The sequence below is a fragment of the Halanaeroarchaeum sp. HSR-CO genome, from assembly GCF_024972755.1.
In the GTDB taxonomy this organism is placed as follows: Archaea; Halobacteriota; Halobacteria; order Halobacteriales; family Halobacteriaceae; genus Halanaeroarchaeum.
The window spans coordinates 722,881-744,307 of the sequence record NZ_CP087724.1; the positions used below are offsets into that span (position 1 = coordinate 722,881).

Here is a 21,427-nt window from a genome sequence, read left to right on the forward strand (position 1 = left end):
CACAAAATATCTGAGAGATCTCGAAGCCCTACCGTCTCTATGTACTACTGGTATTCACTCGTGTACGCACACATCGACGCCCGCGGCTGAGGCACACGACTGTACCTGTGGCCGGGCGCACACATCCGCGGACGCTGCCGGGCTGGCCCGCGACCGGGAGCGCTTGCCCGGCGGCGTATTATGCGCTGCTGCACGCCCGTTCATTGTATCTCACTTACTATACTGATAACAAGACTTAAGTACTACCCTACCATTGGGTGGGGTAAGAAGCGCTCGCCGGTTAGCAGTGATCGGCCGGGTGTTGGTGCACCCGACCGGCGCTTCTTAGGAAAGCAAGAAGCATGACAGAAAACGAACCTGACGCGCAAAAGCGTTTCGTCGACCAGCGGCCGAAACAGGAATCACTCATCAAAGAACCGGAACGGCCGGAAAAGGAATCCCGGATCGACCGCGGGGGTTCAGAACAATTCGCCGACGACCGGATCGACGTCGATGAAAACGAGGATCCGGGCGACCAGTCGGCACTAACGGGCGATTTCAATCAAAAGACCCTGGACGGGGGCCGTGCCGGCCCTGAGTGGTTCGATGAGTGAGCTCCAGACTTTCGACGACCGGACGATCAAACGAGCTCGTAATCGGTTTACGAACGGAAAGCGGGGATCGGGCGACGATCCGATCGCCACCCAGGCCAAAGTAGCTCAGGATGTGCTACTCGGGAATCTCACAACCCTGCTATCCCGGGCGGAAAACAAAGCCTACGATACGAGTGCTGGGCTCCAGGGCGAATTAGATGGGGATGCGCTCATCGATCCCTTCATCAGCTACGATGCAAACGTCGCAAAGATCCAGGATGAGTATGGTGTAACTTTCGAGACATACGCCCGAAAACAGCAAAAAGACCGCGAAGCGACGGCCGACGAAAAATCCCGGCGCCATGCTCGGGAATGGTTATCCGAGAAAGTGACTGAGTTAGCGGGCGAAGACGCCGATCCGGCCGAGTTTTTCCGCCCGATCGTCGAGGGAGAGACCGATCATGAGGAATTGACGCCCGCTATTGAAGACATTCGCGAAGACTTCGACGAAACAGTCTTCGCCGACGTGATGGCTGGGTTCGAAGCGCCGACCGGCGACGTCGGTGCACCGGAACCGGCGACCGGACCGGAACCGGCGACCGAACCGGAACCGACGACTGCGGAACCGGCGACCGAACCGGAACCGACGACTGCGGAACCGACGACCGAACCGGAACCGACGACTGCGGAACCGACGGCCGAACCGGAACCAGCGACGGCCGACCGACGGGATTACTCGGGGATCCTGGGACTTGGCCGGCTGGTGATCGACGCGATCACGGCGAATTACCGCCAGGGAAAGCGCGAATCGATGGATAGCACGGCGCAAACGACCGAACAGCGGACTCTTGGAGGGTACTAAAATGTACACGCGAAGCGACGAGGATCCGGCGGAGCACAGCGACGGAACGGCAATCGGCCCGGAAACGGTCGAATCGACGAAACTGCTGGGTGCGCTGGTGATGGCCGGCACCTACGCCGACGGCTGGCTGGAGATTCGCGTCTCGGATCAATCCCCTGCAAATGCCGAAGACGCTGCGCATCGGGTCCAGGACCGTCTACTCCCGGAGGGTTCGCAATGAGCACCCAGGCCGGACTAGATCGCTTCGAGCAGGAATCTACGGAACCCGTCCAGGAGAGGATCGCCGACGTCGAGGAACCGGAACCGGCGACCGAACCGGAGCAATCGGACGAAACCGGGATCCTGAACGGCGAAGAACGGGGCCGCGTCAGGCATCACGTCGAACATGGCCGGTTCGAGACCATGATCCGATCGGCTGGAATCAGCGGGCCGTCGATCATGCACCACGTCAGGGAAACGATCGGCGAGACGGTGGGCGCATTCCTGAAATTTGCGGAGTCGGGCGATTTCGAGGAGATTCATGGGATCGGGCCGGACAAAGCGGCCCGGTTCGAGGCGATGGTGCCGCTGGTTCGCGAAGGCTACGAAGCGGCCGATCCCTTCGAGTTCGACGACTACGGGCCGACGACCGACGAACCGATCGAATGGATCGCACCGGCAGAAGTCGAAGCGCTACACGAATCCGGCGGGGAGCTCGTCGACGAGCGGGAGATTCCCCACTCGGGATTATCCCTTTCTGACATCACGGACTGGCCATACATCAATCGGGAGCGAGACCGTCCCGATCGTCGCGAAGCGGAGGCCAAAAAGATTGCCGAGCTGGAAGGACTCACTCAATCCCCAGACACGGGAGGCAAAAAGCGAGCCGTCACCGACGGCGGCGAGATCGTTGAGGAGTGGGGGAGCTACGAATCGGGGGATACGGTGAAATTGATTGAAAACGTCGCGGTCGGACTCAACACGTCGCCAAATATCCTCGAAGCTGAGGTTTCGAGCAGCGGTAAATCCGTTATGGTCCCCGAGGACGCCGACAGTATCCACGGATCGCGTCGACTGGACGCTGAGACGATATTTTCCGGCGAATCAGAGTACCGCGATTCGTCCGGCTACGAGCTGTATACGCCTGGCCGCTACCGTAACAAGCAGCGATCGAACTACGGCCCTGGTCCCCAGACCGGCGCGAACGAGGTCAGTGAAGTCGACGACCTCTCGAAGCCGACGCACTGGCCGGAGGGCGATGAGGTTGACGACGCGCCGGACGAGTGCCCCGAGTGTGGGGCCGTCGGCCCCTGGCACGACGTTGGAAAGCCGCGGTGCGAGCACTGCGGCGTAACGGTCTACCCAGATGAAGACGAGGGAGAGGCAGACGAGGAGGGCTCACAATGAAGTCGTTCACGATGATGCCCCAGGACACTCCCGAGCGGATATTCCTGGCCGTCGATACCGAGTGTCCGACGGGCGAGGCCTACGCACAATACGGCGAGCCGATCCGGGGAACGGTGGTCGTCGAGGAGGAGCACATCCCGGGAGAAGACCACTGCGAGATGTGCGGGGACGCCGACGGCAGGGCCTACAAGCTGGTGAACGAGCGCTACGGCGTGCCGGTGTGTCTGGACTGCCTGGCCGGGAGCTCCTGGATCGATCGCGTCGAGAACACCAGAGAGGTGTTCGAGCCTACCCCGCTCGTCGACGCGGAGGTGAGTCAATGAGCGACGTAGCCCGCGGATGGTACGAGTGGAACGACGTCGACGGTCCAATCCCGGTGCATGAGCGTCACTGCCCGGAGCGGCCAGACAGGGACTACACTGGCGACCTGACGGCGGCGGGCGTCCAGAAGGCCGACGATGGCCTCTATTCCGACGAGTTCGACCTGTCCTGCGGGTGCCTCGACCCCATCCTGGGCAGCGATCGGGACGGTGGTGCCGAATGAGCGTTCCGACCTGGGGCGTCGACGAGCCTGAGACGACATCAAGGAAGACAGATTCGCACTACTGCCGGGCGGTCGAATCCACGATGTACGTGCGTCGTGGGGCGTGCCCGTACTGCTCCGCCGGGACGGAGGGCGGGCAATGAGAGACCCGACCTGTCCGGGGTGCGACCGGGAATACGACGTCTTCCAGATGGACGAGGCCGGCGAGACGTTCACCTGCGACCGGTGTGCAATCGTCTTCGACGCCGACGGGGGCAATGTTCGGACATGAGCGCCTGACTGCGTAGGGCATGGTTCTGACCCCGATCGGGCTGCCCGCGGTTCGACTCCGCGGCGGGGCTTCGAGCGCCGAGGGGCGCGATGATAGAAGTACCCCCGAGACAATGATCGAACAAATGGAATCCAACGGAGATAGAATCGCCGCAATTGCGGAGGCTCACGACCTCTCGCGCGATACTGTGCGGGCGGTCGTCGAAGACCTCCAGGAGGGAGCGGAGAACCCGCAGGTCTGCGAGGCCTGCGGGGCGACGGCGAACGCAGAAGAAGATCGCTTCGTCGGGCGTGTACCCCTCGCCGATGGGAGCGAGGGCGTCCGGTGTGCCGAGTGCTTCGTCGAGCTCCTGGAGGGCGAGACGATCCTTTCGACCAGGCAGAGCGAAGCAGTGGGATACCTGTACCTGTCGGACCTGACTCATCAGGAGATCTCCCGCATCACGGGGATGCAAGCCGTCGGCCGAAACAGACGCCGGGCACTCGACAAGATCCTCGACGCCCGCGAATCGAACTCGGAGACGGTGCCGCCGATCTTGGAGGCCATCGAGCATGAAGTTTAGCGACAAACTGGAGGAAGCGGAGGAATCGCGTCTCGATCAGATCCCTGGCCGCGCTACGAAGGGCGTGAATAAGGTGTTCGAGGCGGTCTACGACGAGATTCTGATCGACGAACCTGGCGCACCGGAGCGCAACGACTACGACGAGCAGGATCACGGATACGAGCGGTATCTGTACGACCTCGACGAGTGGGCGCGATCGGGCTACGTCGAGGCGGTCGAAGCGCTCCGGGAGGCGACCGCGGAGCTCGAAGCCGAGGACTACCCGGAGCTGGGGATGCATCGGCTCGTCGACGAGGAGATCCGGGACGAGACGGGCGACGATATTATCGAGATCCAGGACCGGCTCCAGGACGTGATCGTGTGGCGCAAGAAGCTGGAGCGGATCGAGCAGGGCTTTCAGAACTGGGATTGAGTGAAGTTGCCTTCTCGAAGGTTTTAGATTCTATTTGGGTTGAAAAGCGACTGCTGAATACAGACGATGTATACAGCAAATCGATACAGGTTGACGGTCTGCGTTCCCGCAATCAGACTCCCTTGAGGAAGACTACCTCCCTGGCCAGAGATAGACCGCGAACGCCAGCCCTTGAACGAGGAGCCCGTCGGCCAGAAGGGGCAAAAAGTGCCGACTCTCATCAGGTGAGCAACTGGTCACCACAGATATAACTATCCTACTTTTAGTAGGAGACATACTCCACACAGGTAGGTTGAAATGAGCACGTCGAAAGTGCGACTCAGTCGAGTATAACCCCAAAAATGACAACCGACACCCATCGACACCGCACCGGAAGGAACGAACACACACACACACTCACCCCCACGGACATTTTCTCGCTTCTGGCCGACTCGAACCGCCGGCATATCTTACAGTACCTCTCACATCAGGTGGGCGAGGTGCCTATCGAGGAACTTGCCGCCCACCTGGCGCCCACGGAGGACGAAGAGTCGCCGGACCAACTCGAACGCATCCTTATCGGCCTCTATCATTCCCAGCTCCCGGCATTGGTCGATGCCGCGGTGGTGTATTTCGACCATAACCGCGGGACGGTTACTGGATCGGATTCGCTGGCGGCCGTGAGACCGTACCTCGACCTGGCGTTCGCGGACGAAGCCAGATAACAGGATGGCGGAACGACCGATTCGGACTCGGCGAATTTGAAGGGTCTGAATACCTTGGCTCGCCAACCGTTCAAGGCGTGCTGAATATGCGCGTTGTATTCAGCAACGAACTCCTGTCTAAATCGAGGGAATTCCGTCTGTCCAACCTCCGTTTCGTGTGCTTCGGGTGGAGTTTTTCGCGCGGCGGTGCGGAGTGTTTTGAGACAGTGGCCTTAGCCACACCCTTAACGGGGAAGTGAACCCCCGCCGTTCGGATTCACGATCGGCCGATCGACGGCTCGACGATCGGAAGCTTGACGAAGAACAAGCCAACTTGTGTTACTCGGGGGAGTGCCCCATTTCACTTGTATTAGACGGGTCGTAGAATAGCGCTGCCGCTGTCCAACCCCCCGCTATCGCCGGAGGTACTGGGAGGCTGTGGCCTTCGGTCCCCTGTCAAAGACCACCTGTGCCTGTCGGAAGCGGGCTGGATCACGGTTCGAGGCCACCCACAGGTTGTACGCCCGCTTCATCCGCTGGCGAGTGACTCGCTTGGGCTCGTCCGAGAGCCGGATCTTCATGCGGGCCTCGGATCGGTCGTCGACGTCGATCCCGTGTTTCGCACACCAGGCGACGAAGGCGCTGGTAGTCTCGTCGATCCCGCGCTCGGTGGCTTCCTCGGCCTTCGCGACTGTCTCGACGGCCCGTCGGTGAGACTCGCGGGCTCGTTCTACTGCGTCCAGGACGAGCTCGGCGACGTGGGAGTTTTTCAGCGAGACTTTTCCGTACGCCCGCTCCAGGAGATCGTCCATGCCGCGGAGCGCTCGATAGACGCTGTTCAGGTGCCGGTCGTTTTCCTCCGCGACGTCGGCCGGAGAGAGCTGGCCGCCGTCGGTTACGGCTGTCTCCAGAGTCTCCCACTGAACGGGCGAGAGCCCATCAGCCAGGTGTTTCACGACGATGCTTTCGCTCTCCTGGCGGATCCTGGTGAGATCGAGCGAGACGGGATCGGGGCCACGTTCGGCGACGTCGATGGGGAAATACGGATCCTCGAAGTAGGGGCCGTTTCCACGTTCCGGGGCGACGTCGAGGCCGGCGTTCGCGAGGACCGACCGGACGATGCGGTCGAGCTCTCGTTTCAGCTGAGTCAGATCCTCGTCGGAGACACCGATCTTGCCGTCGAACTGCGAGACCTGGAAGGACGCGCCGAGCTTCGGATGCCGAAGCGGGTGGTCATCCTCGAAGGAAAACGGGTGTCGGACGTAGTAGTGTTTAACCTCGACGGGCAGCTGGTGATCGGGAAACATCTCCTGGACGCGGCGCTGATCGAGGGTCACAGTGTGATAGAATCCCGGCAGCTCGTCGCCCTCGAAGGTCCGATCCTGCTGGACTATCTTTCGATACCCGGCACGATCGTTCTCCAGGAGGTGGCTCATACGGGCGATCGGGCCGTCGCGGGCGTGGACTGGCCCGCTCTCGTCTTTGTCGAGTCGGACGTATCGCTCGGCGTCCTGGACGTTCGAGAAGTCGTGCGGGTCCTGGAAGTAGTGGCGATTGATTCCAACCGCTCCAGCAGCGGCGCGAAGCAGGGGTTCGTAGCGGTGAAAGTCGATGTTCGCCCCTTTCGCACTGACGTTCACGCCGATCCCGAAGTGCTCGGGGACGCTGATTTTCTTTACAGATCCGTTCTTTTTCTCGGCGACCATCTCCGGCCACCGGGGGGCGATGTGGAAGTTCGCCTTCTGCTCGCCGATCGGATCCTGGTCGGGGTGTCGCTCGACGGCGATGCGGAACTCGCGGACGGTATCGAGATTCCAGTCGATCGCGGCGGGAAGGTGCTGGCGGTGATCGTCGGGATGGACGATCCCGGAGTCCTGGTAGTACAGCGTCGCGATCCATTCATCGCCGTCGTACGAGAACTGCTCGACGACCTTCCCGTCGCCGGCCTTCACCCGTGCATCGGCCGCGAAGAACGGTTTTAGCTGGTGCTCGTTGAAGAGATAATTCGCATGGAACTCGTGGCAAACGGGCACGATAGCCTTCATTCGCGATCGCCCCCGTCGGCGGCGAGCGATGGGCTGACGGTCAGATCCGAATTGTAGTAGACGGTATCGCGAACTCCGCCGTCACGATCGGACCAGATAACCTCGGTCGAGGTAGGTTCGGGATCGCGTCGAGGCCGGAACCGTTCGGGGAGATCGTCGCCGTCGAGATCGTCGGGACGAAACCCGATTTCTTTGAGCTGGTCGGCGCGATCGTTCAGGAGATCGTGGACGGCATCCCGGTTCCGAGTGCGCGTCTCGATCGCGCGAAACACGGCGAGCACTGCGGGCCGGTCGATCCCGCGGATCCGGGCGGGGATCAGCAGGTCTTTGACCTCGCCTGACTGGATGAGCTCTCGATTCAGGACGTGGGCGACGTTACTGACGAGCTCCTGGCCGAACTTGTCTTCTAGATCGGGGAACTCCAGGGGAGCGCTGCCGCTGCTCGACCGCACGTTCACTCACCACCGTCAGCAGCGAGCTCGGGCTTCGAGCCGAAGGGACCGACCTGTGTGTGGTCGTTGGGACAGGCTCGTATCGGTCTTCCCACGGGGTTCAGGCCCTCGATGTGGGTGTCCGCACCGCATTCACGGCAGGGAACGGTGCCGCCGTCGGCGACGATCTCCCGAACCACCTGGACGTCGGCCCGATCGCCGATGTGCTCGTCGCCGCGAAAGACGTCGCCGTGATCGGCGATCCGATAGGTGGTGCCGGTGGCGTCTTCGATAACGACCGAGTGATCGGATCGGGTGGCCCGGAGCTCGCGAACGCGCCCGGTGAGCAGCTGCCGGGCGGTGGTGACGAACTCGACGGCCACCTGGTCGTCGAGATCGAGATCGACGAAGGGATCGCCGACGTCGACGAGCTCGAGTGCTCCGTCTTCCTGGACGGCGGCCGGGGTGCTCATCGAAGACCACCTGCCTCGACGGCGGGATCGTCGAACAGCGGTTCTCCGGAGTCACCGCGGACGCCTCTCGGGGAGAGCCCGGCGTCTTCGGGGCCGTGTTCGTCGAGAAAGTGCAACCATCGCTGCTCGAAGGCGTCGAACTCGTGGCCGCAGAACGGGCAGGCGATCAGTCGAAAGTGTTTCTCGGATCGCTCGTAGGTCGCGATCTCGACGGAGCCCCGACGGGATTTGTCGGCGCTCATGAAGGAACCTCCGATTTCGACTCCCAATTTCGCCAGAGGGCGAGGGGGGCCGCCGAGTCGGTGGTTCGAATATGGTCAAACTGGGTGGTTTTAGGGAACCCTAAAAGGGCTGATCTCAGGTCTCTCGATGGGTTAAGAACCGGAAATCGGGGACGGCCCAGAAACGGGCAGTAAGTGTATGGGCCCTGACGGATTCGAACCATCGACCACGCGGTTATGAGCCGCGCGCTCTCACCAGACTGAGCTAAGGGCCCTCACGTCTCCTTACCCGCGCCCCTCTCTTGAGACTTACCTTCACGTGTTAGCAACCGACCGAATCCACGGATGGTTCTGCAAACGTAGATAGGGGAGAATGCGCCGCCTCCAGGGCTCGAACCTGGGACCCTCACGTTAACAGCGTGATGCTCTACCAACTGAGCTAAGGCGGCTCGCATCTTTCAGTACTTGGGAGATTTTGATATGGCTTTCGTTTTGGCCGTGGGTCCAGATCACCACCCGTGATCGGTTTCCCACCCGAGACCTATCGCTTCGACTCGACAGGATACACGATCCCGGCCATCAGTTTAGCATTAGACAAGACTAATTTAGCCATGGCGAAGAAATATTCGCAAGTGCTAAAGTACTTGGGCCAGAAGCGTGTGTATCGATGGGGCTCATCGCCAATCTGACGCTCGTCTTCCTCGCCGGGCTGGTGACGGCTATCGCGACCGGTCTCGGTGCCCTGCCCTTTTTCTTCACCGACGACATCAGCGACCGATGGAACGTCGTCCTCTGGGGGCTGGCTTCGGGAATTATGGTTTCGGCGTCGGTCTTCGGCCTCGTCAAGGAGGGACTCGCCGTCGGCACGCCGATGGATATCGCTCCGGGGGTCGTGGTGGGCGTGCTGTTGGTCGTCGTCAGCCATCGCGTCATCGACGGCCACGATTTCGACCCGAAGCAGTACGCGGCGGCCGACTACAAGAAACTCGTATTGATCCTCGGCATCCTGACCGTCCACAGTTTTCCGGAGGGGGTCGCAGTCGGCGTCTCCTTCGCGGACCTCAACCTCGGGATGGGTCCCTCCGTTCTCGGGTTCACCGTCCCGATCCTCGCTATCTTCATGACCGTCGCTATCTCCATCCACAACGTTCCGGAGGGGACCGCTATTTCCATTCCCCTCCGGGCGATGGGCGTCTCGAAGTGGCGTATGGTGTGGTGGTCCGTCTTCTCCAGTCTCCCCCAGCCGATCGGGGCGGTGCTGGCGTTCGCCTTCGTCCGGTACGCCCGGGAGTTCCTCCCGTTCGGGTTCGGGTTCGCCGCCGGAGCCATGGTCTATCTGGTCGTGACCGAGTTCCTCCCGGAGGCCCTCGAGGCAGGGGAGAACCTCCCGATGGGTGGGAAACGAGAGCTCACTGGCGGCGTCGTGATCGGTGTGCTGTTGATGGCTCCACTCGCGTTGATCTGATCCGGCCGGCCCGCTCATCGACATGTTTTCCACGCCGCCACCGAAATAGCGGGATATGACTGGTGGGGACCGATTCGACGAGGTCGTCTCGGCGGTCCGCGAACGGGTGGACCCCGCCGAGGAGGAGCGCCGTCGACTCCAGCGCACCGCGGCGACCCTCGTCGCCGAGGCCGAGGCGGTGATCGACGACCTCGACGTCGACGCCGACGTCCTCCAGGTCGGATCGACCGCCCGCGAGACGTGGGTGAGCGGCGACCGCGACATCGACATCTTCGTGCGATTCGACACGTCCCTCACGAGGGCCGAACTCGAGCGGTACGGACTACAGGTGGGCAATCGCGTCCTGCCCGACGGTCGCGAGGAGTACGCCGAACATCCGTACGTCTCCGGCCAGCGAGACGGATTCGACGTCGACCTCGTCCCCTGTTATCGGGTCGACGCCGCCACTGAGATCCGCTCGTCCGTCGACAGGACGCCGTTCCACGATCGGTATCTCAGCGCACGGCTCACCCCGAAAACGGCCGGCGACGTTCGCCTGTTCAAGCAGTTCCTCAAGGGAATCCGGGCGTACGGCTCTGACCTCAAGACCCGTGGGTTCTCGGGCTACCTGACTGAGCTACTCGTACTCGAATACGGTGGCTTCGAGGCCGTTCTCGACGCCGCGTCGGCCTGGCAGCCACCCGTTCGACTCGATCCCGAAGAGCACGGGTCGACGACCTTCGACGACCCGCTCGTCGTCATCGATCCGACCGACCCCGACCGGAACGTCGCTGCCGTCGTCGACGCGAAGAACGTCGCGCGGCTCCAGCATTACGCTCGCGAGTTCCTCGCGGAACCGTCGGTGGATCGGTGCTTCCCGGACGATTTCGATCCGCTCACCGAGGCGGACATTCGAAACCATCTCGAACGTCGGGCTACGACGCCACTCGCCATTCGCTTCGATCCGCCGGACGTCGTGGACGACCAGCTCTACCCCCAGCTTCGTCGGTCGCTTCAGGGTCTCAGAACGGGGCTCGAACAGCAGGGTTTCGAGATCCTCCGGAGTACAGTCTTCGCCGATCGAACGGCGGTCCTGTTCCTCGAACTCACGGTCGCCACTCGTCCCGACGTGGAACGTCACGAGGGGCCGCCGGTACACGTGGAAGAACACGCACGGGGATTCCTGGAGAAATACGCCGATTCGGCCGTCTATGGACCGTTCATCGACGGCGACCGCTACGTCGTCGAACGCGAACGGTCGATCACCGCTGCTCGGGAGTTCGTCGAGACGGGATTGCTGGACGTCGCCCTCGGTGCACAGGTCGAGACGGCGCTGGAGGACGGCTACGACGTTCTGGAGGGGGCGGCGGTGACGGCGCTCGTACCGGAATTCGGCGGCGCGCTCGCTCGTTACTTCGAGCCGATGCCCTGACGTTCGGCCTGGACATCTTCGAACAGTGACTCGACGTCCGACTGGATTGGCTCCTCCGGTGTCGACGCACTCCGGCCTTCGAACACCTCGTGAACCGCTCCGACGCCTTCTGCCAGGGTATCGAGACCGTATCCGCCCTCGAGGATGAACCCGAGGTCCGAATCGGTGGCATTGGCGGTTTCGCGCACCCGTCTGGTGAGCAGTCTGAAGCCGCCGGTGGTCACGTGCATCCGGGAGATCGGATCGTGTCGATGGGCGTCGAACCCGGCGCTCACGAGTAACAGATCCGGATCGAAGGATTCGATGGCCGGACCGACGACGTCAGTGAGGGTCGCGTCGTACTCCGGGTTCCCGGAGCCAGCAGGCAGGGGGACGTTGAGCGTCGTTCCAGCGCCGTCTCCCTCGCCCATCTCGTCGATGTCGCCGGTGCCCGGGTAGAGGCCATCCTCGTGGATCGACGCGTAGAACACGTCGTCACGCTCGTAGAACATGTCCTGGGTTCCGTTGCCGTGGTGGACGTCCCAGTCGAGGATCGCGACGCGGTCTGCCCCTCGGGTATCGATGGCGTACTGGGCTGCGATACCGGCGTTGTTGAAGAAACAGAACCCCATCGCGTCGTCGGGCGTCGCGTGGTGGCCTGGCGGTCGGCCGAGGGCGAAAGGGGTTTCGTGGCCGCTCGCGCCCTCGAGGGCGACCGCTGCCGCCCAGATAGCGATACCGGCACTCGCCAGTGCGGCGTCCCAGGTCGTCTCGGTCGCGGCCGTGTCGGGGTCCCAGTTGCCTCCCCCACCTTCGATGAAGGCCCGCAGTTCGTCGACGTAGTCGTGTGTGTGGACGGCTTCGACGTGCTCTACGGGTGCCGGTTCCGGAGCCACGTACTCGACGCTCTCGAGCCCGTCGAGGTGTTCACGGATCGCTCGAAGGCGATCCGGGTTCTCGGGATGACGGGGCCCTGGGTCGTGTTCGAGGCAGGTTTCGCTGAAGCCGAATCTCATTCCACGAGTCGGAGATAGGTCTGGATATCTTCTGCCTGGATGGTCCGACGACCGGCGTGTTCCGCGAGCACTCGGGCACCATCGGCGACGTCGGCCGCCCACTCCTCGAGGATGGCGGCCAGCGCTACCCGGGCGTCCGCGGCGACGCGGAACTCCGGTGGGATGTCGAGTCTCGCGATCCGGTCGACCGGTGCCACTGGGAGGGTGACCGATTCGTCGCCCGTCGCGCTCGACGAGAAGTCCTCGACCATCAGCGTCTTCCGACCGTCGGCCCGTGCCCCTTCGGCCGCCTCGGCCGCCAGCGACGCTCCCCGTTCCTGTATCCGCCGTGCGAGCTCCTCCGCTGCGTCCTTGCTCACCCGCAGGTCTCCTGCTTGTCGTCGAATGAGCGTATCGACCGGAGCGACAGGAAGCTCGACACTCATACCCAAATGCGGGACGGTTGCACGCTTAATTGTTTCCGTTGCGCTGGCAGGACTGGGTGGGGGGGGGGGTGTACGCACCTACTCGAAGGAGGCGTCCGCGATGCGCCCACCGTCGAGCGTCCCCGTCACCGTGACCTCCTCACCGAGTTCGACGTCGACTGGCGACTCGACCGTGACGGTACGTTCGCCATCGTCGAGGATGATCGGATCGCCTGCCTGGACGACGACGCCGGTGAATTCCACGGTCTCCCCCTCGTTGCCGATATCGCTCGGTGGGCTACTCTTGGCGGATTCGTCCCCGTCGGATGTCGACCGCGCACCGGCGCCACCGGCATCGTCGCTCTGCCCGGCATCGCCGCCACCGCCGTCCGAATCGGCGAAGGCATCGAGTCCGCCCCCGTCACTGCTCGATTCTTCGTCGGTCGTGGCACCGTCTTCGAGGGGGATGACCGTCGACCGCCAGTTGGCCGAGGCCTCGATGTCGTCCTGCCAGCCGTCCTGGATCTGGACGTCGACGAAGAGGACCTCGTCGCCGGGCCCCAGGTCGATGTCCGCCTTCTCGCCCCACAGCGCGACCCGGATGTCGCCCGTCTCGTCCTGCAGACGGACGTTCCGCACCTGTCCCTCCGAGCCGTCGTCCCGGTCGAAGGTCCGTTTCGGGTCGGCCGAGCGGACGACGCCCGCGATGTCGGCCGTGTCGTCGATCTCGAGCGTCTCGATGGGGGTCGCTTCGGGTTCGAAACGGACGTCCTCGTCCGTCGCCGTGATGTCACCGTGCTCGCCGACGTGGAGTTCGAGCGAGCCGTCGCGTTCCCGCACGTATCCATCGACGATCTCGACGACGTCGTGAACGTCGAACGTCTCGACCAGGTCCGCCTGCTCGTCCCAGAGCGTGACCCGGACCCGCCCGGTTCCGTCGCCGATCAGGAGGTTCGCGACCCGCCCTTCGGAGCCGTCGTCTCGATCGAAGGTGCGGACCGGTTCCGTCCCGAGCACCTCCGCGACGAGTGTCACGTCGGAGATGCCGAGCGACAGATCGTCGATCTGGTACTCGTCCTGTATCGCCACGTCGACGTCGGTGTCCTCGTCGACCTCGACCTGTGAGACGCTGACCTCCACGCCGCTGTACCCCGAGCGGGGATGGCCCTTGACTCGGAGGACGTCGCCGACCTCGAGTTCGTCGACTGCGGCCTGGGCCTGTTCGTCCCAGAACGTGGCCCTGATCTGTCCCGTCTCGTCGGCGACCTCCACGTTGACCACTCGTCCCTCGGGGTCCTCCTCGTCGTCGCGGTCGAAGGTCCGGAGGTCGCCGATGCCGGTCACCTTCGCGACGAACTTCACCTCCTCCATGCCCGCGTCCACGTCGGCGACCCCTTCGACCTCGCCCTCGTCCAGTTCGTGGGCGATGAGCATCGCTGCGGTCTCCTCGTCGGCCAGCCCACCCATCTGTTCGACTTTCGACTCGACGGCCTCCCGGAACTCCTCGAGGGAGACGTCGGCGTCGAGGTCCTCGTAGATATCCTCGATATCGCCCATCTGTATATGCCTACACTGACCCGGTATCGGTCTTGAACCTTGTCGTTCACCCGGGAATCTCGTTCCCCGGTATCGGCGGACCGACCCCGGTTAGCTCGTGGTCGTCTCCAGCGGTATCGAGGCGACTTCCCTGACGTCTCCACCGTCACGTCCGTGTGCGACGACGACCCGGTCCGGATGCCCGCCACGGAACCGGGCGGTCACCTCGTAGTCGATGGCGGTGATGCACTCGATGCAGGCCTCGTCTTCGGCTCGCTCCTCGACCGATCGGACCGTGACGTGGAGTTCGCTCTCGGCTTCGTCGTGGACGATGGTGTCCAGTTTGGCCACGTAGCAGCCGTTATTCCCGATGATGGTCTCCTCGACGACCACGGTCGCGTCGACGATCGACGCCGTCGCGGCGGTCTCGTCGCCACTCGCACACTGCACGTCGAGGACGTCGATTTCGGCCCCCTCGTACTTCGGCCCATTCGGTGGTCGTTCGCTGGTCGTGGTGGGCTCCGTCGTCGTGGTCTCGTCGGTCGGGGAACCGGGGCTGGCACATCCTGCGAGTGGAAGGAGGGCGGTGACGGTCGCGAGGACCTGTCTGCGCTGCATATCCATCCTACGGTGGCCATCCCGATAGTGGTTCTGTAGAGTACCATCGCTCTTTGAGATATCGGCGCCAATCGTAACCGCTTTACATCGGCGCGGAGTAGCGAAAGTGAGTCCTGATAGGGTAGTGGACTATCCTCTTGGCTTGCGGAGCCAGGGACCGGAGTTCAAATCTCCGTCAGGACGCTTCCTTTCAGCCACAACACGACGAGCGAAGCGAGGAGTGTCGCTGAAAGGAAGCGTCGAGAGATTTGAGCAGACAAGTCGCAGCCCGGGAAGCGACCGAAGGGAGCGACCCGGACCGTCTTGGCGAGTTCAAATCTCCGTCAGGACGTCATTCTCTCAGCGTCACGCGGCGAGCGGCTGCCACGCGCTCGCCGCGTGGTCGAATGCCGTCCTGACGTGCCCCCAGTCGCTTCGCTCCTGGGGACTCCGTCAGGACGTTTTGCTCAAATCTGGAAAACCATCTTTCGAACCGAATCCTTCTCCGACGACCGTCCCCTCAGTCCACGAACTCGACGCCGGAGAACTCGAAGCGGGCACCACCCCAGTCGCTCTCGGTCACGCTGACCGACCAGCCGTGGGCCCCGGCTATCTCCCGGACGATGCTCAAACCGAGGCCGCTCCCCCCGTCGCTGGTGGAGTACCCGTACTCGAACACGTCATCGTGGTCCGACGATGGAATCCCGGGGCCGTCATCTGCCACGTAGAACCCATCGGGTGTCTCGCCGACCACGATTCGCAACTCGCCCGAGGAATGTTCGACCGAATTTCTGAACAGGTTCTCGAAGACGTGCTGGAGACGACTCTCGTCGGCGAAGATGGTCCGGTCGGTCCGCAGGTCCAGGGTGGCGTTGCTGGTCTCCACGTTCTGCCAGCACGCTTCCGTGAGGCTGGCCAACGCGACGGGACCTCGCTCTTCTTCGGCGACGTGCTGGCCCTCTTTGGCCCACGTGAGGACGTCCTCTACCATCTCCGTCATCCGGTCGAGTGCGTCTGCCGCCACGGCGAGGTCGTCGCTCTCGTACTCCTCTCTGGCGAGGTCGACACGCCCTTCCGCGACGGTGATCGGGTTCCGAATGTCGTGCGAGAGGACGTTCACGACGGTGTCGAGTCGTTCGTTCTCGTGTCGAAGTCGTTCGCGCTGGGATCGTAACGATTCGGCGTGGTTCAGTCGCCGGAGGGCCTCCATGGCGTGCCCGACGAGTAACTCCGCGAGTTCGCGGTCCGTCTCGTCGAACGCCCCGGCGCTTCTGGAGACGGTCTGGAAGGTCCCGACGTCGCCCATGGGGACGGTCAGTGCCGAGCGGTAGTCGCTGTCGGCGGGGGTGAGGTCACTCTCGGAGAGATCGGCCACCAGTATCGTCTCTCCCAGTTTGTACGCCCGGGTCGCGAGCGTGTCCTCCTCCAGCGGCGTTCGGGAGTAGTAGCCATCGGTTTCTCGGTCGAGCGACCAGGCACGCTGGACCAGTGCGCCATCTTCGTGGACGTCGATGGCGATCAGTGCGAAATCGAGGATGTCCTCGGCGGCGTCGATGGTGGCTTCGTACACCTCGCCGGTTGTCTCGGCGCTCTCGAGCTCGGTCGCCGCCTCGTGCAGGGCCGCCATCGCTCGTTCCCGGTTCACCCGGTCCGAGACGTCGATGTAGACGGAGTACGTGTCCAGTTCGTGTTCGTCGGAGAGTCTGATCGTCCGCAACACGAAATCTCGCAGTCCGTCGGTCGCCAGCCGCTGTACCTCCCGATCGATCAGGTCGCGCTCCCGTAGCCGCCGGTCGAGGGAACTCGCCTCCTCGCGTTGCTCGGCGGGGACGATGAGATGGTTGAGCGACTGGCCCACGACCTCGGTCTGGTCGTACCCGAAGACGGTCTCGAACGTCGAGTTGACGTCCTGGACGATGGGTTCGTCGTCCACGTAGCTCAAGGCGACGACCGACGCGGGGAAGGACTCGAACAGCGAGGCGAAGCGTTCGCGTTCCCGCTGCAGTGCCCTGGTTCGTTCTCGTTGTTCGGTGATGTCCTCGTAGACCCAGTAGAGGTCCGGGCCGGTTGCGCCGGGTATCGGGATGTTCCGGAGCTGGAAATCCTGGATGCCGTCTGCGGTCACTCGCTGGATCTTCTGGTCGATCAGTTCGTCTCGGCGGGACCGCTCGTCGATGTCGCGTGCCTCGTCCTGTCTGTCGACCGGGACGATCACCTCGTTCGCGGACCGGCCACGGACCGTCGCGGCGTCGTACCCGAAGACGGTCTCGAAAGCGGGATTCACCGCCTCGAGTATCGGCTCCCCCTCGTCGAAAGTCACGGCGACGGTGGGCTCCGGGAATCGATCGAACAGCTGTTTGTACTGCAGTTCGCTCTCGATCCGATGGATGGCATGCCCGATGTCGTCGCCCAGCTCGACGAGGAGGTCCCGCTCCGCCGCATCGAAGGCGCCCTCCTCGTTCGTGTACACGTTCAGGACGCCGTACACTGTATCCTCGAAGTGGATCGGGACCGCCGCACTCGCCCGAAATCCCCGCTCCAGTGCCGCGTCGCGCCAGGGTTCGAAGGAGGGATCGTCCGGGATCGACTGGGTGACCACCAGCTCCCGCGCATCGATGGCCCGTGCGGTCGGCCCCGCTGCCGTACCGCCATCGAGGGTGATATCGATCGCCTCCAGATACCCAGCACCGGTGCCAGCACTGACGCGAGCGGTCACGACCCCGGCATCGTCGTCAGGCTCACCGATCCAGACGAACGCGTAGGGTCGGGCCTCGCTGAGGATATCGACGACGCTCGATTCGAGCTCTCGTCTCGACCGGGATCGAATCAACGCCTGGTTGACATCCCTGATGACCCGCCGGATCCGATCGAGGGTGTACGCCCGCTTCGTCGATCGATACTGACCGATGGCGTTGGTTATCCGGTTGGCGAGCAGCGCGTACTGGCCGGTCCCGGTCTCCTTCTGGAGGTAGTCAGTGACCCCGGCCGCGATGGCCTCACTCGCGACGTCTTCGGAACCCTTCCCCGTGTATATGATGAACGGGAGGTCGGGGTGAACGTCGCGCACCCGTTCGAGGAATTCGATCCCACCCATACCGGGCATCTCGACGTCGGAGACGACGCAGTCGACCTCAGCTACGATATCCAACCCCGCGCTCGCGTTCCCGGCAGTCTTCACCTCGATTCGGTCGTCTTCGCGTTCGAGATAGGATGCTACCAGGTCGGCGACGTCCTGATCGTCGTCCACGTGGAGGACGCGGATCGGGGCACGCTCGCCACTCATCTCTTACGGATATGTGACACCCTTACAAAATTGTTCTGAGAATTCGGGACCGCTACCCCTCGAACTCCGCGGAGTTATCCTGTGGGTCGTAGCCCAGTACCTCGCGGGCGCGCTCGATGGAGTAGTACTTCCGGTCGTTGTCGGAGATTCCGTAGACGATTTCGTAGTCGTACTCCGCCTCGAGCGTTCGGTCGAAGAGATGTGCGCAGTCTCGGTGGGACAGCCACATCGCCTGGCCGCGTTCGTAGTCTTTCGGGGGGTGTCCCTTTGTCAGGTTCCCGATGCGGACGTTTACGACGGAGATACCGTACTCGTCGTGGTAGTAGCGCCCCAGTACCTCGCCGGTGGCTTTGCTGACGCCATAGAGGTTCCCGGGCCGTGGGAGCTCCTCGCCGTCGAGCAGGAAATCGTCGTGGGGCCGGTAGAGGTCGGGCCGGCGGCCCGTCTCGTAGTGACGGACGGCGTGATTCGAGGAGGCGAACGCGAGTTTCTCGACGCCGGCCTCGATCGCGGCCTCGTAGATCGTCTGCGTTCCGTCGATGTTGTTCGTCAGCACACTGTCCCAGGGCGCGTCGGGGCGGGGGTCGCCGGCGAGGTGGATGACCGCACCGATACCCTCCATGGCCTCGCGGATCGCCGCATCGTCGGTGACGTCCGCGACGACGAACTCGTGGTCGTGCTCCGCGACCGGGGGCTCGCGATCGAGGAGCCGCCACTCGTAGTCGTCACCGATGCCGGCGAGGATCGCCTGCCCAACTCGGCCCGAAGCACCGGTCAGGAGAACCGGATCGTCCATTCAGTCCACTCAAGGACGACCGGTAATACGTAGCTTGCGGTTCCCACGACCCCGATAGGCAGCCGTCGTCCGGCGGTCGACTGGTCGAAGTTCCAACGGCAAACGTCATATGTGGGCCGACGCAATTCGCACGGGACGAATGCTCGGGGACATCATCGACCGCGTCGACGGAAACAAGCGGACGCTCAAGCTGTACAACGTGGACGTGGACGACCGCATACTCCGCGATATCGCCGCCTTCTTCGAGCCACAACTGGTGGATCTCCGACGGGCGAGTACCGACGACGGATTCCCCCGCAACTTCGCCGTCCTCCACGACGACGCCGAGTTCCTCGGGGCGGCAGGGATCGAGACGCTCGCTGGATACCTCTCGCCGGAGACCGGGTTGCAGACGAAACGCCTCGACCAGATCGAGTACCCTGACATCCTCACACACGTCGACGACACCACGTTCACCGGGTACGGGAAACGGCGGATGATGATCGCCTCGCGGGAGATAGAGGATCGCGCGTGGCGAACGCAGTCCGGGAGCCTGCACGCGGGCTTCCAGCAGCTTTCCACGGTGCTGACACAGACGGAGACGTATCGTCGCCTCGCGAGTAGCGGGATCGACGTCCACGTCTACGGACAGCCCGACCGATCGGTATCCGATGTACAGGTCGGAACCGTCCACGCGAGTCCCACGGACGAGATCGGTTCGTCGTGGTTCGTGGTCTTCGATGGGGATGACGAGGACCTCATGAAGGCCGCCCTGCTCGCCCAGGCAGTCGGTGACGACGTGTTCTCGGGCTTCTGGACCGAAGACCCGTCGCTCGTCGATGACATCCTCACATACCTCGAGAGAACGTATCCTGCCTGAGTGGGCGAGCCGTGTCCGCTGGTTGCAATGCTGGTACTTTTTGTATCCTCGCCCGAAGGGGTCGACGATGAGCGAACCACGCCACTTCCAGTTGCACCCCGACTACACCGACGACGACGGAAATTTCTATGCGGTCGACACGAGCGGCACTTTCTATCTCCTCGCCGATTCCGTACTCGGGGACGACCGAATCGATGCACGGGAACTTAGCGACGGGATGCGGATGCTCACGATCGAAGACGTCTCCATCGTGGACGACATTGTCCTCTCCGAGAATCTCGGTCCCGACGAGGTTCCCATCGTCGACGGCTTCTGACCGTGCCGGGTGGCATCGGAATCGGCAATGGCACGGTATTTCACGCTTCGAACCAAACTGCACTCAATCGATGAACGCACTCGACTCCGTCGGCCGGTCGGTGTCCGCGCTCCGTGGTGACGGACGCGGCCGGGTGTTGCTCGCGGTGGCGTCGGGATGGGGACTGCTCGTCGGGACGCGGATGAGTTATCCCGTCTTGTTGCCGTACATTCGGGAGGCCTACGGGCTCTCGCTCTCCATCGCGGGCTTGCTCGTGACCACGATCTGGCTGGGGTCCGCGCTGGGGCAGTTGCCGGGTGGCATCCTCGCGGATCGGTACAACGAGCGGTACATCATGACCGTCGCGCTGCTGGTCGTCGCCCTCGCGTTGTCCATCGTCGTCCTGACGGGAAGCCCCATCGTCGTCTTCCTGGCGACCGGACTGGTCGGGCTCGGTCTCTCGCTGTATCCCATCGCACGCATCACGGTCCTCACGGAAATCTACCCGGAGAACATCGGGAGCGCACTCGGGGTAACGATGGCGACGGGTGACATCGGACAGACGGTCTTCCCGCCCCTCGTCGGTCTGCTCGCAGCGGCCGTCGCCTGGCAACTCGGTCTGGGGATGTTCGTCCCGCTGTTCGTGTTCCTCGCCGCGGTCATCTGGGTCGTCGTTCCCGACCGCGAGTCGACCGATGACTCGGGGTTCTCGGTGGAGACGGCCCGCCAGGTCCTCGCCGAACTCCGGACGACGTCGATGGCACTGGTCACTGTCGTCCTCTTCGTCTACATCCTCGTCTGGCAGTCGTTCACCGGGTTCTACCCGACCTACCTCGTCGAGGTGAAGGGGCTCTCGCCCTCCGTCGCCGGGACCGTGTTCGCGCTGTTCTTCGGCGTCGGCGTCGTGGTGAAACCCGTCTCGGGGGCGGCCTACGACCGCATCGGGATGCGTGGCTCGCTTCTCGCGGTGCTCGTCGGGCCGGTCTTTGGTCTGGGGGCGCTGCCGTTCATCGAGGGGTTCTGGATCATCGTCGGCGTCACCGCACTCGTCAGCACGATGCTCGGGTCGGGGGCCATCACCCAATCGTATCTCGCCGATACGATACCGGCAGATATCCGGGGTACTGGCCTGGGTGTCGTCAGGACGACGGCGGCGACGCTCGGGTCCGCTGGGCCGGTCCTGTTCGGCATCCTGGCCGACCGCGGCTTCTTCGACGAGGGCTACCTCGTTCTCGCCGCGCTGATGGTCCTCATTATCGTTTTCACGCTCAAAATGCCCCGTACGTAGGCCTCTCGACGGGCGACTGTCTTCGGGTAACCCTGG

25 protein-coding genes and 3 tRNA genes are annotated in these 21,427 nt (G+C 63.3%); 16 read left to right on the forward strand and 12 right to left on the reverse strand.

Going from position 1 to position 21,427, the window contains the following annotated elements:
• The first annotated feature begins 341 nt into the window (after positions 1–341).
• The 10 genes from HSRCO_RS03765 (at position 342) to HSRCO_RS03810 (ending at position 5,313) form a co-directional block, all read left to right on the forward strand.
• Positions 342–593, forward strand: coding sequence for a hypothetical protein (locus HSRCO_RS03765; RefSeq protein WP_259519076.1), 252 nt, complete (start codon positions 342–344; stop codon positions 591–593).
• Positions 586–1,434, forward strand: a complete 849-nt coding sequence (locus tag HSRCO_RS03770) for a hypothetical protein (RefSeq protein ID WP_259519077.1) — start codon at positions 586–588, stop codon at positions 1,432–1,434. The genes HSRCO_RS03765 and HSRCO_RS03770 overlap by 8 nt, the downstream gene beginning before the upstream one ends.
• 1 nt (position 1,435) lies before the next feature.
• Positions 1,436–1,654, forward strand: a complete 219-nt coding sequence (locus HSRCO_RS03775) for a hypothetical protein (protein WP_259519078.1) — start codon at positions 1,436–1,438, stop codon at positions 1,652–1,654.
• Positions 1,651–2,820, forward strand: a complete 1,170-nt coding sequence (locus HSRCO_RS03780; RefSeq protein ID WP_259519079.1) for a hypothetical protein — start codon at positions 1,651–1,653, stop codon at positions 2,818–2,820. Before HSRCO_RS03775 ends, HSRCO_RS03780 begins: the two co-directional genes overlap by 4 nt.
• Positions 2,817–3,143 carry a hypothetical protein gene (locus tag HSRCO_RS03785; protein ID WP_259519080.1) on the forward strand — a complete coding sequence of 109 codons (327 nt, stop codon included), beginning with the start codon at positions 2,817–2,819 and terminating at the stop codon, positions 3,141–3,143. Before HSRCO_RS03780 ends, HSRCO_RS03785 begins: the two co-directional genes overlap by 4 nt.
• A complete protein-coding gene (locus tag HSRCO_RS03790) occupies positions 3,140–3,364 on the forward strand; it encodes a hypothetical protein (RefSeq protein ID WP_259519081.1) in 225 nt (74 codons plus the stop codon). Before HSRCO_RS03785 ends, HSRCO_RS03790 begins: the two co-directional genes overlap by 4 nt.
• Positions 3,365–3,503: 139 nt before the next feature.
• Positions 3,504–3,635, forward strand: coding sequence for a hypothetical protein (locus HSRCO_RS03795; protein WP_259519082.1), 132 nt, complete (start codon positions 3,504–3,506; stop codon positions 3,633–3,635).
• A 124-nt stretch (positions 3,636–3,759) separates the two neighbouring features.
• On the forward strand, positions 3,760–4,197 hold the full coding sequence (locus HSRCO_RS03800) for a hypothetical protein (RefSeq protein ID WP_259519083.1): 438 nt from the start codon (positions 3,760–3,762) through the stop codon (positions 4,195–4,197).
• Positions 4,187–4,609, forward strand: a complete 423-nt coding sequence (locus HSRCO_RS03805; RefSeq protein WP_259519084.1) for a hypothetical protein — start codon at positions 4,187–4,189, stop codon at positions 4,607–4,609. The genes HSRCO_RS03800 and HSRCO_RS03805 overlap by 11 nt, the downstream gene beginning before the upstream one ends.
• A 341-nt stretch (positions 4,610–4,950) precedes the next feature.
• On the forward strand, positions 4,951–5,313 hold the full coding sequence (locus HSRCO_RS03810; protein ID WP_259519085.1) for a hypothetical protein: 363 nt from the start codon (positions 4,951–4,953) through the stop codon (positions 5,311–5,313).
• Between the two features lie 392 nt (positions 5,314–5,705).
• Here HSRCO_RS03810 and HSRCO_RS03815 read toward each other — a convergent pair whose 3' ends face one another.
• From HSRCO_RS03815 to HSRCO_RS03840, 6 genes are all read right to left on the reverse strand, one after another.
• Positions 5,706–7,337 (reverse strand): MarR family transcriptional regulator, encoded by a 1,632-nt coding sequence (locus HSRCO_RS03815; RefSeq protein ID WP_259519086.1) that lies wholly within the window; start codon positions 7,335–7,337, stop codon positions 5,706–5,708.
• Positions 7,334–7,789, reverse strand: coding sequence for a hypothetical protein (locus HSRCO_RS03820; protein ID WP_259519087.1), 456 nt, complete (start codon positions 7,787–7,789; stop codon positions 7,334–7,336). The genes HSRCO_RS03815 and HSRCO_RS03820 overlap by 4 nt, the downstream gene beginning before the upstream one ends.
• A 2-nt stretch (positions 7,790–7,791) precedes the next feature.
• Positions 7,792–8,241 (reverse strand): hypothetical protein, encoded by a 450-nt coding sequence (locus tag HSRCO_RS03825; protein ID WP_259519088.1) that lies wholly within the window; start codon positions 8,239–8,241, stop codon positions 7,792–7,794.
• Complete coding sequence (locus HSRCO_RS03830; protein WP_259519089.1) at positions 8,238–8,483, reverse strand: hypothetical protein; 246 nt, start codon at positions 8,481–8,483, stop codon at positions 8,238–8,240. The genes HSRCO_RS03825 and HSRCO_RS03830 overlap by 4 nt, the downstream gene beginning before the upstream one ends.
• A 179-nt stretch (positions 8,484–8,662) precedes the next feature.
• Positions 8,663–8,737: transfer RNA gene (locus HSRCO_RS03835), tRNA-Ile, on the reverse strand.
• Between the two features lie 101 nt (positions 8,738–8,838).
• Positions 8,839–8,911, reverse strand: a tRNA-Asn gene (locus HSRCO_RS03840).
• A gap of 218 nt (positions 8,912–9,129) precedes the next feature.
• Between HSRCO_RS03840 and HSRCO_RS03845 the strand changes: the two genes are divergently transcribed.
• Both HSRCO_RS03845 and cca read left to right on the forward strand, forming a co-directional pair.
• Complete coding sequence (locus HSRCO_RS03845) at positions 9,130–9,927, forward strand: ZIP family metal transporter (protein ID WP_259519090.1); 798 nt, start codon at positions 9,130–9,132, stop codon at positions 9,925–9,927.
• 55 nt (positions 9,928–9,982) lie between these two features.
• Positions 9,983–11,338, forward strand: a complete 1,356-nt coding sequence (cca, locus tag HSRCO_RS03850; RefSeq protein ID WP_259519091.1) for a CCA tRNA nucleotidyltransferase — start codon at positions 9,983–9,985, stop codon at positions 11,336–11,338.
• On the opposite strand, the gene HSRCO_RS03855 is transcribed toward cca, so the two are convergent.
• The 4 genes from HSRCO_RS03855 to HSRCO_RS03870 all read right to left on the reverse strand — a co-directional run bounded on the left by HSRCO_RS03855 (position 11,317) and on the right by HSRCO_RS03870 (position 14,891).
• Positions 11,317–12,333 carry a histone deacetylase gene (locus HSRCO_RS03855; RefSeq protein WP_259519092.1) on the reverse strand — a complete coding sequence of 339 codons (1,017 nt, stop codon included), beginning with the start codon at positions 12,331–12,333 and terminating at the stop codon, positions 11,317–11,319. The genes cca and HSRCO_RS03855 overlap by 22 nt on opposite strands.
• Complete coding sequence (locus tag HSRCO_RS03860) at positions 12,330–12,758, reverse strand: histone (RefSeq protein WP_259519093.1); 429 nt, start codon at positions 12,756–12,758, stop codon at positions 12,330–12,332. The genes HSRCO_RS03855 and HSRCO_RS03860 overlap by 4 nt, the downstream gene beginning before the upstream one ends.
• A 78-nt stretch (positions 12,759–12,836) precedes the next feature.
• The gene (locus HSRCO_RS03865) at positions 12,837–14,294 is read right to left on the reverse strand and encodes a single-stranded DNA binding protein (RefSeq protein WP_259519094.1); all 1,458 of its coding nucleotides are present in this window, start codon (positions 14,292–14,294) and stop codon (positions 12,837–12,839) included.
• A gap of 90 nt (positions 14,295–14,384) precedes the next feature.
• Entirely contained in the window at positions 14,385–14,891 is a 507-nt protein-coding gene (locus tag HSRCO_RS03870) for a hypothetical protein (protein WP_259519095.1), read from the reverse strand.
• A gap of 110 nt (positions 14,892–15,001) precedes the next feature.
• Here HSRCO_RS03870 and HSRCO_RS03875 point away from each other — a divergent pair.
• Positions 15,002–15,074: transfer RNA gene (locus HSRCO_RS03875), tRNA-Arg, on the forward strand.
• 316 nt (positions 15,075–15,390) lie between these two features.
• Here HSRCO_RS03875 and HSRCO_RS03880 read toward each other — a convergent pair.
• Entirely contained in the window at positions 15,391–18,153 is a 2,763-nt protein-coding gene (locus HSRCO_RS03880; RefSeq protein WP_259519096.1) for a GAF domain-containing protein, read from the reverse strand.
• A 52-nt stretch (positions 18,154–18,205) separates the two neighbouring features.
• Positions 18,206–18,949, reverse strand: coding sequence for an NAD-dependent glucose-6-phosphate dehydrogenase Azf (gene azf / locus HSRCO_RS03885; protein ID WP_259519097.1), 744 nt, complete (start codon positions 18,947–18,949; stop codon positions 18,206–18,208).
• Positions 18,950–19,088: 139 nt separating this feature from the next.
• On the opposite strand from azf, the gene HSRCO_RS03890 reads away from it, so the two are divergent.
• From HSRCO_RS03890 to HSRCO_RS03900, 3 genes are all read left to right on the forward strand, one after another.
• The gene (locus HSRCO_RS03890; protein ID WP_259519098.1) at positions 19,089–19,808 is read left to right on the forward strand and encodes a DICT sensory domain-containing protein; all 720 of its coding nucleotides are present in this window, start codon (positions 19,089–19,091) and stop codon (positions 19,806–19,808) included.
• 67 nt (positions 19,809–19,875) lie between these two features.
• Entirely contained in the window at positions 19,876–20,124 is a 249-nt protein-coding gene (locus HSRCO_RS03895) for a hypothetical protein (RefSeq protein ID WP_259519099.1), read from the forward strand.
• A 70-nt stretch (positions 20,125–20,194) separates the two neighbouring features.
• Positions 20,195–21,391, forward strand: a complete 1,197-nt coding sequence (locus tag HSRCO_RS03900) for a nitrate/nitrite transporter (protein WP_259519100.1) — start codon at positions 20,195–20,197, stop codon at positions 21,389–21,391.
• Positions 21,392–21,427: the final 36 nt, after the last annotated feature.

What these genes read in the sequence shown, in the direction of transcription:
- HSRCO_RS03830 (WP_259519089.1), bottom strand. Translation starts at nt 8,483, where the DNA reads ATGAGCGCCGACAAATCCCGTCGGGGCTCCGTCGAGATCGCGACCTAC.
- HSRCO_RS03775 (WP_259519078.1), top strand. Translation starts at nt 1,436, where the DNA reads ATGTACACGCGAAGCGACGAGGATCCGGCGGAGCACAGCGACGGAACG.
- HSRCO_RS03860 (WP_259519093.1), bottom strand. Translation starts at nt 12,758, where the DNA reads ATGAGTGTCGAGCTTCCTGTCGCTCCGGTCGATACGCTCATTCGACGA.
- HSRCO_RS03780 (WP_259519079.1), top strand. Translation starts at nt 1,651, where the DNA reads ATGAGCACCCAGGCCGGACTAGATCGCTTCGAGCAGGAATCTACGGAA.
- HSRCO_RS03815 (WP_259519086.1), bottom strand. Translation starts at nt 7,337, where the DNA reads ATGAAGGCTATCGTGCCCGTTTGCCACGAGTTCCATGCGAATTATCTC.
- HSRCO_RS03900 (WP_259519100.1), top strand. Translation starts at nt 20,195, where the DNA reads ATGAACGCACTCGACTCCGTCGGCCGGTCGGTGTCCGCGCTCCGTGGT.
- HSRCO_RS03865 (WP_259519094.1), bottom strand. Translation starts at nt 14,294, where the DNA reads ATGGGCGATATCGAGGATATCTACGAGGACCTCGACGCCGACGTCTCC.
- HSRCO_RS03895 (WP_259519099.1), top strand. Translation starts at nt 19,876, where the DNA reads ATGAGCGAACCACGCCACTTCCAGTTGCACCCCGACTACACCGACGAC.
- HSRCO_RS03845 (WP_259519090.1), top strand. Translation starts at nt 9,130, where the DNA reads ATGGGGCTCATCGCCAATCTGACGCTCGTCTTCCTCGCCGGGCTGGTG.
- HSRCO_RS03765 (WP_259519076.1), top strand. Translation starts at nt 342, where the DNA reads ATGACAGAAAACGAACCTGACGCGCAAAAGCGTTTCGTCGACCAGCGG.
- HSRCO_RS03855 (WP_259519092.1), bottom strand. Translation starts at nt 12,333, where the DNA reads ATGAGATTCGGCTTCAGCGAAACCTGCCTCGAACACGACCCAGGGCCC.
- HSRCO_RS03870 (WP_259519095.1), bottom strand. Translation starts at nt 14,891, where the DNA reads ATGCAGCGCAGACAGGTCCTCGCGACCGTCACCGCCCTCCTTCCACTC.
- HSRCO_RS03880 (WP_259519096.1), bottom strand. Translation starts at nt 18,153, where the DNA reads ATGAGTGGCGAGCGTGCCCCGATCCGCGTCCTCCACGTGGACGACGAT.
- HSRCO_RS03825 (WP_259519088.1), bottom strand. Translation starts at nt 8,241, where the DNA reads ATGAGCACCCCGGCCGCCGTCCAGGAAGACGGAGCACTCGAGCTCGTC.
- HSRCO_RS03795 (WP_259519082.1), top strand. Translation starts at nt 3,504, where the DNA reads ATGAGAGACCCGACCTGTCCGGGGTGCGACCGGGAATACGACGTCTTC.
- HSRCO_RS03890 (WP_259519098.1), top strand. Translation starts at nt 19,089, where the DNA reads ATGCTCGGGGACATCATCGACCGCGTCGACGGAAACAAGCGGACGCTC.
- cca (WP_259519091.1), top strand. Translation starts at nt 9,983, where the DNA reads ATGACTGGTGGGGACCGATTCGACGAGGTCGTCTCGGCGGTCCGCGAA.
- HSRCO_RS03785 (WP_259519080.1), top strand. Translation starts at nt 2,817, where the DNA reads ATGAAGTCGTTCACGATGATGCCCCAGGACACTCCCGAGCGGATATTC.
- HSRCO_RS03810 (WP_259519085.1), top strand. Translation starts at nt 4,951, where the DNA reads ATGACAACCGACACCCATCGACACCGCACCGGAAGGAACGAACACACA.
- azf (WP_259519097.1), bottom strand. Translation starts at nt 18,949, where the DNA reads ATGGACGATCCGGTTCTCCTGACCGGTGCTTCGGGCCGAGTTGGGCAG.
- HSRCO_RS03800 (WP_259519083.1), top strand. Translation starts at nt 3,760, where the DNA reads ATGGAATCCAACGGAGATAGAATCGCCGCAATTGCGGAGGCTCACGAC.
- HSRCO_RS03790 (WP_259519081.1), top strand. Translation starts at nt 3,140, where the DNA reads ATGAGCGACGTAGCCCGCGGATGGTACGAGTGGAACGACGTCGACGGT.
- HSRCO_RS03805 (WP_259519084.1), top strand. Translation starts at nt 4,187, where the DNA reads ATGAAGTTTAGCGACAAACTGGAGGAAGCGGAGGAATCGCGTCTCGAT.
- HSRCO_RS03770 (WP_259519077.1), top strand. Translation starts at nt 586, where the DNA reads ATGAGTGAGCTCCAGACTTTCGACGACCGGACGATCAAACGAGCTCGT.